3 protein-coding genes and 1 pseudogene are annotated in these 9,854 nt (G+C 71.2%); 1 reads left to right on the forward strand and 3 read right to left on the reverse strand.

Features of this window, described 5'->3' with window-relative positions; all coding sequences use genetic code 11:
- Positions 1-113 precede the first annotated feature (113 nt).
- The 3 genes and pseudogenes from murJ to ACZ6NC_RS09280 all read right to left on the reverse strand — a co-directional run bounded on the left by murJ (position 114) and on the right by ACZ6NC_RS09280 (position 6,772).
- Positions 114-1,797, reverse strand: a pseudogene (gene murJ, locus ACZ6NC_RS09270) (murein biosynthesis integral membrane protein MurJ).
- 112 nt (positions 1,798-1,909) lie between these two features.
- Positions 1,910-4,948, reverse strand: a complete 3,039-nt coding sequence (locus ACZ6NC_RS09275; RefSeq protein ID WP_465730587.1) for a Tn3 family transposase — start codon at positions 4,946-4,948, stop codon at positions 1,910-1,912.
- Positions 4,949-5,239: 291 nt separating this feature from the next.
- Complete coding sequence (locus tag ACZ6NC_RS09280; protein ID WP_465730652.1) at positions 5,240-6,772, reverse strand: SulP family inorganic anion transporter; 1,533 nt, start codon at positions 6,770-6,772, stop codon at positions 5,240-5,242.
- Between the two features lie 1,219 nt (positions 6,773-7,991).
- Here ACZ6NC_RS09280 and gcl point away from each other — a divergent pair.
- Positions 7,992-9,770 carry a glyoxylate carboligase gene (gcl, locus tag ACZ6NC_RS09285; RefSeq protein ID WP_465730654.1) on the forward strand — a complete coding sequence of 593 codons (1,779 nt, stop codon included), beginning with the start codon at positions 7,992-7,994 and terminating at the stop codon, positions 9,768-9,770.
- The last annotated feature ends 84 nt before the right edge of the window (positions 9,771-9,854 follow it).

The raw sequence follows: 9,854 nt of genomic DNA on the forward strand, positions 1-9,854 counted from the left end.
AACCCCCGCACCCCCCCCCCCCCCCCCCCCCCCACCCCCCCCCCCCCCCCCCCCCCCCCCCCCCCCCCCCCCCCCCCCCCCCGGACCCGCCCCCTTCCATCGTTTGCCTGGACTCAACGCATCCCGGGCAGGCGACGGAGCTCGGTGACTTTCAGCAACCGGGCAAGAAGGAGATACGTCAGGGCTGTCGCGAGCGCCCCGGCAGCCAAGGCGACAGCAGTAGGCCACGTCCCATCTCCCAGGCCAGCGCATGCACGCGCTGCGGCCCAGCCCAGCCCAGCAGCCGGGCACGCGGCGCACAGCAGCTTCACGTAGGTGCGGCGCAGACCTCCGTCGTCGATCCGGCCCCCCATCTTTCTGCGTAGCAGGTAGGCGGTGAGTGCGAGACCGGCCACATAGGAGAGGGTGTAGGCCCCGGCCATGCCGACCACCGACCAGCGGGCGGGCAGGGCCACATGGCAGGCCGTGGCCAGGGCGATGTTCACGCCTGCGATCCAGGCCGCCATGAAGAACGGGGTGCGGGTGTCCTCGAAGGCGTAGAAGCCGCGCAGCAGCAGGTACTGGGCGGAGAACGGGATGAGTCCGAGCCCGAATGCCTGCAGCATGTAGCCCAGTGGGCGGGCTGAGGCGGCATCGGCTGCTCCGTGGGCGAACAGCAGCGAAGAGATCTGGGGCCCTAGGGCGAGAAAGAGGAAGGCGGCGGGCACGATGACCACGCCGCTGATCCGCAGCGCCCGAGACAGGTCCGCGCGCAGGTCCGGGATGCGGCCCTCGGCGACGGCCCGGCTCATGCGCGGCAGCAGCGCCGTCACCAGGGACACGGTCACGATCGACTGCGGCAACATCCAGATTGTCTGCGCGTAGGTGTAGGCGGAGTAGCCCGCGCCGGCCTGCGGCAGCTCCTGGTCGGCGGCGTTGGCGTAGTTCGTGACCACCGTCAGGGAGACCTGGTTGGCCAGGACGAACAGCAGCGTCCACTTCGCTGCGTGCACGCTCTTGCCCAGGCCGGTGCCCCGCCAGTCGAACCGCGGCCGGAACCGGAAACCGGCCGCCCGGGCGAACGGGATCAGAGCCAGGGCCTGGACGGCGATGCCCGCGGTCGTCCCGATCCCCAGCAGCCGCACCTGGGCGGCGGTGATGTCCTCCACCCGGTCGGGCACCGTCATCAGCCCCAGATAGGCGGCGAACATGCCGACCAGCACGACGTTGTTCAGCACCGGGGTCCACATCATCGCGCCGAACTTCTCACGCGCGTTCAGCACCTGCCCGTAGATGCTGAACAGGCCATAGAAGAAGATCTGCGGCAACAGGAACCGCGCGAACGTCACCGTCAGCTCGAACGCCTCGTGACTGTCCGGGGTGTCCCGCATGTACAGGCCCACGATCTGCGGCGCTGCCCATACCGCCAGCGCCGTCCCCACGCCCAACACGCACACCACCAGCGTGACCAGCCGCTGCTCGTAAGGCCCGCCCGCCATCGGGCTCCGTGGCCCGGGCCCGCACCAGCTGCGGCACCAGCACAGCATTGAGCGCGCCGCCGATCAGCAGCGTGTACAGGCTCGTCGGCACGGTGTTCGCTGTGTTGTACGTACTGGCCAGCAGGCCCGTTCCCAGCGCGGCGGCCTGCAGCACCTGACGGATCAGCCCCGTCGCCCGCGACACCACCGTGCCAACAGCCATCAACAAAGACGAACGAGCCAGCCCGCCTTTGTCCTTATTCCGCCGAGCGGCATGCCGCCCCCTTGTCTGCTGCTCCTGCGGCATGGTCTGCGCCGCGGAGTTCGCCCCCTCCACCATGCCGTCAACCTATGCCCCAAGATCCCACGCCCCCAATTCGCGCGCCTCACTGCTCGCGCGGTCCCGGCACGCGTCCGTCCGCTCCCTGGAGCGGCACACCCGCCCGGCCCGCTCACGCGGGGGCCGTCGCGCTCTCACTCTCGGGGCGGCGCGGGCCGGGAACCGCCTTGGCCGTGGTAGCCAGGTCCAGCTCCAGGCGGCTGTTCATGTCCAGCTCGAACCTGCCGTAGGGGTTCACATGCGTCCAGAACAGCGGGGACAGAGCCCGCCGGTCGGCGTCGGTGAGCGTGCCGGCCCACTTCGGGTCGGCAAGGACCTGCTGCATCAGCAGCGTGTTGACGTGCACGAGAGCGGACTGGAGCAGGTGCAGGGCGAGCATGGACACCTCCTGGGACTCCTTGTCCGCACCTGCCAGGTCTCCGTCCTTGCCGTAGAGGAGGTCCTTGTTCGCGCTGTTCCAGTTCTCCACGACCTGCAAGCCCTCGTGGATCTCCTGCCGCAGCTCGACGTCGGCGAGGTAGTCGCACACGAACGCCGTACGCACCGCCCGCCCGAGTTCCTCGATCGCCTGGTAGGTGGGGTGCTTCGGGCCGCCGCGGGTGAAGCGGCGCAGGACCTGCTCGGCCTCGGCGGTTCCCAGCCGCAGAGCGGTGGTGTACTTCACGATCTGGTCGTACTGCTGGCGGATCAGGTCCCAGTTGATCGTCTTGGTGGACAGCACCGGGGCGAGGTTCGGCCAGTTTTCGTCCTCCCCAGCGGCTGGCCGGTACAGCCGGGCGGAGCCGATGTTCTTCAGCCTCGGCATCAGCTTGAAGTCGAGCATGTGAGCGAAGGCGAAGCCGACGATGGACGCACCGTGGGTGTCGGTGTACTGCCGGTCCACTTCCATGTCGGTACAGTGCCGCAGCACCCCCTCGATCATCGAGGCAACCTCGGAGGCCGAGCAGGACTTGAGCTGGGAGTAGATGCACACCGACTTCCGCTCGACGTGCCAGTAGATCATCACGCCGGGGCCCCGGTAGCGCTGGTGCCACTCGGTCATCAGGTTCGAGGACCAGGCCCCGAACTTGCGGCTGTCGGACGCGCACGCGGTGCCAGTACCCCACCACATCTCGTCGCGGGCGGCGAAGGTGGCGTTCACCAGCTTCACCAGCGCGGCGCGCATGTTGGCCCGGTTGACGAACAGGTGCCGCACCCGACGCAGCGTCGCCTCGGACTCACCGTGCTTGCCCGTCACCGCGACCCGCTTGATGCCCATGTTGGTGCCGAGCCCGAACAGCACCAGCAGCAGCCGGCGCCGCAGCACGTCCTTGGACAGATTCTCGCGGGTGGCGACCGAGGTGAACTCGGCGATGAAGTCCGTGTCGAACTCGGCGTACTTCAAGATGTCCAGCAGGTCGATCGTGCCCCAGCGCCGCTCGATCTCCGCCTTGATCGCCACCAGGGACTCAGGCTCGTCCTGCTTGCCCCGCGGGGAGACCCGGATCCACGGCTCGCCGTGCTTCTTCACGATCGCCACCCCGCCCGTGCTGCCCTCCGCCAGAGCGCGGTCGAAGCGGTTCAAAGACGCCCGCAGCCTGCCCCGGAGCGCGGCGATGAACTCACCGGCGTCCTGCGGCTGGCCCAGGGCCGCGTAGTGAACGTCCCGGTTGTCCTCGAAGTCGGCGGGCAGGTCGTCCTCCGGGTTGCGCCACCGGTTCGCGCCCACCACCCAGATCTCCCGCCGTCGCAGCGCGTCCCGCAGCGCCACGAGCACGCACAGCTCGTACGGGATGCGCTCGACACGGCCCTTGTCGTCCACGACCGCCGCCCGCCACTGCTCCGGGACCACCCCGTCCAGCGGCACCGTCTCCGCCGGGTCGAAGAACGCGCCCTCCTTCAGCGGCTGCTCCAGGTACCGCCCCAGCAGGTCGATCGCGTCCATCACCGGCCGGTAGGCGGTGTTGTTGCACTTCAGCTCCAGCGCCTTCAGCAGCGGCGCGAGCATCCGCCGCCAGTGCACCGAGTACGACGACCGCAGCACCGTGCGGACACGAGCCTTGTAGCGGGCCTCGTTCGCCGCGGCCTCCGCCGCCAGGGCCTTGAGCGTCTTCTCTCCGCCGACCACAGGGAAGATCACCCGCCGCACCGTGCCGGACGGCTCCGACAGCGCCGCCTCCGCCACCCGCAGCAGCATCGCCTCCTTGCCACGAACCTTCTTCAGCTCCGCCCCCAGCTCCTTCTCGACCTTTCGCTCCGCCCGGGTGTTGATCTTCAGTACGAGCTGGATGAACAGGTCGACCAGGGAGTCGGTGATCTCCGTCTGCCGGACATGACAGAGCGTGGCCAGCAGCGTCAGCCGCCGCGGCGGCTTCATCCGCTCCAGGTTCGCCGGGTACTCCTTCGACGCCCGCGCCCGCCAGGCGTCTACCAGCTTCTCCGACACATCCGCGAACAGATCCGCGGGCAACTCCAGCCGCCGCACCCGCTCCAGCTTGTTCACCTCCGCCAGCAGGCTCTCCAGACCCGGGGCACCGGCGTCCGTCTTCAGCTCGGCGAAGTGCGAGCGACCGCCCCCGGCCACCGCGCCGTCCCCATCGGCGCCCTCGTCGGTGCCGTCGCCCGCGACCAGGTCCTCCAGCCGCGAGCGAGTGACGTGGCTGAGCCGTTCCGTCGTGCTGCGGCAGAACCGCTTCTCGAAGTCCTTAACCGCCTTGCCCACCAGCCGCCACACCTGCCCCGGCGCCGGCGGCTCGATGTGATCGTTGCGGCACCGGGCCACCACTGCGGCCGCGAGCCGGTCACGGGACAGCTCCACCGGACACAACTCGGTCGCCAGCCACGCGGCCAGCCGGTCCTGGTCCTCCTCGGTGTTCGCCCGGAACCCGTACGCCGCCCGAATCTCCTTGCGGTGCCGCTTGATCCTGTCACCCTGCCAGTCGTAGGCACCCCACGCCTCGGCCGGCACCTTCACCTGCTGAGCGACGTACTCCACCGCGGCGGCCGGCACCTCCTTGGCCGACTCCGGGAATCGAGCCTCCACCTCGAAGAACTTCAGCAACAACGCGAACCCGAGCCGGGTTGCCCCGGACTTGTTCCGCACCCGCTTCATGTCGTCTTCGAGTAGCGTCCAGACCTCGATGAGGTCCTCCGGCTCCCAGTCCTGCCGCACCCGCGCTCCTCCACCCCACCGCGATCACTCGTTCAGCTCAACGAGACGATCGGAGGCGGGAAACGACAGCCCCGGGCCGTCACTCAGCGCTACACGCCACCTGGCCGTAGCTATACGAGAACAGGGCCGCCACCGCCTCCCCCACCTCCTCGCCGACCCCCAGCGGGGTGACCGAAAACGCTGCGATCACGGTTCTGCGCTCCTCTCCCGGACGACTGGTCACGGCACCCGGGCCCGACGGACCACCGGGCGCCGCGATCAGGCTAACCACGCAGAGCGGCCGACACCCCGTCAGACCACCGTCGGCAGTGGCGGATCGACCGCCAGCGAAGCGGAGCTGCGGGCGCGGTGCTGGGCGGCCCAGGTGGTGAGTGCCACCGTGCAGGCGTGGTCCAGGTGGCGCAGCCCGGACCAGTCCAGCTCGACCGGGCGGTCGGCGGGCAGCCGCTCCAGCGCGTCCAGCAGCCGGGGCAGCCGCAGGAAGGTCGCGTTGCCGCTCAGCCGGACCCGCATCAGCGGCCCCTCCCCGATCACCGCACCCGCCGCGCCTTCCCGGGCCGGCAGCTCCTCGACGCCGATCTGCAGGTGCGAGGTCTGCCAGGCCGACTTGACCACCGCCAGGCCGATCCCGATCAGCACCCCCTCGAACAGGTCGGTGCCGATGACCGCGACCGCCGTCACCGCCAGCACCACCGCCTCGCCCCGGTGGTCCCGGCAGAGCCCGATGATCCGCCGGACCGGGACGAGCTTGGCGCCCGCGTGCACCAGGACGGCGGCCAGCGCGGTCAGCGGCACCAGGCCGAGCGCCCCGGGCAGCAGCGCGGTGAACAGCAGCAGCCAGAGCCCGTGCAGCACGCGCGAGGCCTTGGTCCGGGCACCGGCCTGGACGTTGGCCGCGCTGCGCACGATCACCGCCGTCATCGGGAGGGCGCCGAGCAGCCCGCAGAGCGTGTTGCCGACGCCCTGGGCGGTCAGCTCGCGGTCGTAGTCGGTGCGCGGACCGTGGTGCATCCGGTCCACGGCGGCGGCACTGAAGAGCGTCTCGGCGGAGGCGATCAGGGTGAAGGCGAGGATGGTGCCGAGGCCGGCCGTGCTCGCCAGGGCGCCGAGCGCGCCACGGTCCGGCAGCTGCACCACGTCCAGCAGGCCGGCGACCCGGACCCGGGCCACCGGGAGGCCCGCCGCCGCGGTGACGGCCGCGGCGAGGCCGACGGCGGCCAGCGGTGCGGGCACCGCCCGGGCCACCCGGGCCGGCAGGTACGTCCAGAAGACGAGTACCAGCAGGGTGCCGGCGCCGAGCGCAACCGCGCTCGGGGTGGCCGCGCCGGTGACGGCGTCGCGCAGCAGCACGGGCAGCCCGGCGATCTTCTCCGGCCCGGTGGCGGGCGCCCTGCGGTCGGCGAGCGCGTACAGCTGGCCGAAGAGCAGGGTCAGGCCGATGCCCGCCAGCATGCCGTGCACCACGGAGGCGGACATCGCCCGGAACCAGCGGCCGAGGCGCAGCGCGCCCATGGCCAGCTGGAGCAGTCCGGTGGCGAGCACCAGGACGCCGAGCGCACCGGCGCCGTACTCCTGGACGGCCTCGTAGACGAGGACGGTCAGGCCGGCCGCCGGTCCGCTGACCTGGAGGCTGCTGCCGGGCAGCGCGCCGACGACCAGGCCGCCCACGATCCCGGTGACCAGCCCGAGCTCGGCGGGGACGCCGGAGGCGACGGCCACGCCCACGCAGAGCGGCAGGGCGACCAGGAAGACCACCAGCGAGGCCGGCAGGTCGAAGCGCCAGGGCACGGCGCGCAGCGCGGCGACCGGGGCGTGGTGGCGCAGCGGGCGGCGCGGGCGGGCGCGGCCCGGCGGGGCGTTGCGGCGCGGGCCGCCCGGCGGGCTCTTGCGGCGGCGGGGCAGGGGGCTCACCGGACCGTCGCCGGGGCGTGAACGGGGCGGACGGGGGGACAGCAGGCGGGTCGGTGCATGGGTGCGTTCCTTCCGCGCGCCCGCCGAAGGGGCGGGCGCGCCGCTGGGGAGGGGGACGTCCGGGCACGCCGGAGCGGCGGCCCGGGCAGGTCGGCGGGAGGCACGGCGGGAGACACGGCACTTCGGCGGGGCGGTCGGCGGTGCACTTCGGCGGAGCAATTCGGCAGGGCGGTCGGCGGGACGCACGGCGGACCGGCACCGGGCAGATCGGCGGGACGCGGGGCGGACCGACCTGGGGCAGATCGGCGCCGGGCGGACCGGCACCAGGCAGCCCGGGCCGGGCAGGGATCGAAGGGCAGATCGGCGGGCAGCCCCGCTTGCACGGACGGCGGGGCGGCCGCGGGACGAGCGCACGCGACATCGGTACGGCCGGCGCCCCGGCGGACCGGGTGGCGGCGGTGGGTGTCGGGTCGGGTGGCGTGCGGTCAGGGGGGTGTCCCTCGGTCGGGTGCGGGCGGACCGGGCGCACGTGGTCCTGGACGGGACACGACGGCCGGAGCTCCCCCGCTCCCCGGTCGATCCCAAACCCCCCTGCCGCAGCCCGAGTTGAACATGGGAACCATGACGGGCCCGGCGTGCCACCGACGGTACCCAGGGGTCCTGGCCGGGCCAACCTCGCACACCAGGCCTTCACCCCGACGGCACACCGGGGCCGCTTTTCGGCCCGGAACGGGCCTTCCGGCGGGTACGCACGTTCGCCAGTCGCGCAGGTGCACGAACGAGGGTGCTCCAGCAAGGCGGGTGCTTTGCAGGAAGGGACGACGGGAGACCCCGGCCCGACGCCGCGGACTGGAGGAACGGGCGATGGATCGGCCGCCCCCACCGTGACAGCCTGGCCGGACAGCCGGCACCCCACCCCGGCAGACCCCCGCTCCGGCCGCCCGCCACCCGCGACCTGCGGTTTCCGCCGAGCGGCCGGCTTCCACATTCTGTTGAAAGTCCCCTTGACGCCCCGACAGGCGTCGCCTTACTTTGTTTCCGCATACAGAAACCGTTCTTCCGTATGGTGGAATTCTGGAGATGAGCCCTCCGAGCCACTGCGGGCCGACGCAGGAGAAACCCGATGCCTCGTATGACAGCCGCCCGCGCGGCAGTGGAGATCCTCAAGCTCGAAGGCGTTGACGTCGCCTTCGGCGTGCCGGGCGCCGCGATCAACCCCTTCTACAAGGCCCTCAAGGAGGGCGGCGGCATCCGGCACACGCTGGCCCGGCACGTCGAGGGCGCCTCCCACATGGCGGAGGGCTACACCCGCGCCAAGGCCGGCAACATCGGTGTCTGCATCGGCACCTCCGGCCCGGCCGGCACCGACATGATCACCGGCCTCTACTCGGCGATCGCCGACTCGATCCCGATCCTGTGCATCACCGGCCAGGCGCCGGTCTCCAAGCTGCACAAGGAGGACTTCCAGGCCGTCGACATCGCCTCGATCGCCAAGCCGGTCACCAAGAAGGCCACCACCGTGCTGGAGGCCGCGCAGGTCCCGGGCGTCTTCCAGGAGGCCTTCCACCTGATGCGGTCCGGCCGTCCGGGCCCGGTCCTGATCGACCTGCCGATCGACGTCCAGCTGACCGAGATCGAGTTCGACCCCGAGACCTACGAGCCGCTGCCGGTCTACAAGCCGCGGGCCACGCGGGCCCAGGCCGAGAAGGCGATCCGGTTCCTGCTGGAGTCCGAGCGTCCGCTGATCGTCTCGGGCGGCGGCATCATCAACGCCGACGCCTCCGACCTGCTGGTCGAGTTCGCCGAGCTGACCGGCGTCCCGGTCATCTCCACCCTGATGGGCTGGGGCACCATCCCCGACGACCACGAGCTGAGCGCTGGCATGGTCGGCGTCCAGACCTCGCACCGCTACGGGAACGCGACCTTCCTCGAGTCGGACTTCGTCCTCGGCATCGGCAACCGCTGGGCCAACCGCCACACCGGTTACAACCTGGAGGCGTACACCAAGGGCCGCAAGTTCGTCCACGTCGACATCGAGCCCACCCAGATCGGCAAGATCTTCGCCCCGGACTTCGGCATCGCCTCCGACGCCAAGGCCGCGCTGGAGCTCTTCATCGAGGTCGCCAAGGAGCTCAAGGCCGAGGGCAAGCTGCCCGACTTCGGCACCTGGGCCGCGTCCGCCCAGGAGCGCAAGGCCACCCTGCTGCGCCGCACGCACTTCGACAACATCCCGATGAAGCCGCAGCGCGTCTACGAGGAGATGAACAAGGCCTTCGGCCCGGAGACCCGGTACGTCACCACCATCGGCCTCTCGCAGATCGCGGGCGCGCAGATGCTGCACGTCTACAAGCCGCGCAACTGGATCAACTGCGGCCAGGCCGGCCCGCTCGGCTGGACCATCCCGGCCGCGATCGGCGCCGCCGTCGCCGACCCGGAGACCCCGATCGTCGCGCTCTCCGGCGACTACGACTTCCAGTTCATGATCGAGGAGCTGGCGGTCGCCGCCCAGCACAAGGTCCCCTACGTCCACGTCCTGGTGAACAACGCGTACCTGGGCCTGATCCGCCAGGCCCAGATCGGGCTGGACATCAACTTCCAGGTCAACCTGGAGTTCGAGAACATCAACACCCCGGAGCTCGGCGTCTACGGCGTCGACCACGTCAAGGTCGCCGAGGGCCTGGGCGTCAAGGCCATCCGCGTCACCGACCCGAACGAACTGGGTGCGGCCTTCGAGGAGGCCAAGAAGCTCGCCGCCGAGCACAGCGTCCCGGTCGTGGTCGAGGCCATCCTGGAGCGCATCACCAACATCTCGATGAGCAAGACCGTCGACATGAGCAACGTGACCGAGTTCGAGGAGCTCGCCACCCTGCCGGAGCACGCTCCGACGGCGATCAAGCCGCTGGCGCTGTAGTCCGGGACCGGGGGGGGGGGGGGGGGGGGGGGATGGGGGGGGGGGGGGGGGGGGGGGACCCCGCAAGTTTGGGGGGGGGTGGTT

The organism is Kitasatospora sp. NPDC041988 (genome assembly GCF_055588525.1).

Bases quoted from the DNA above. Each gene is read 5' to 3' on its own strand.
- gcl (WP_465730654.1), top strand. From the start codon at position 7,992: ATGACAGCCGCCCGCGCGGCAGTGGAGATCCTCAAGCTCGAAGGCGTT.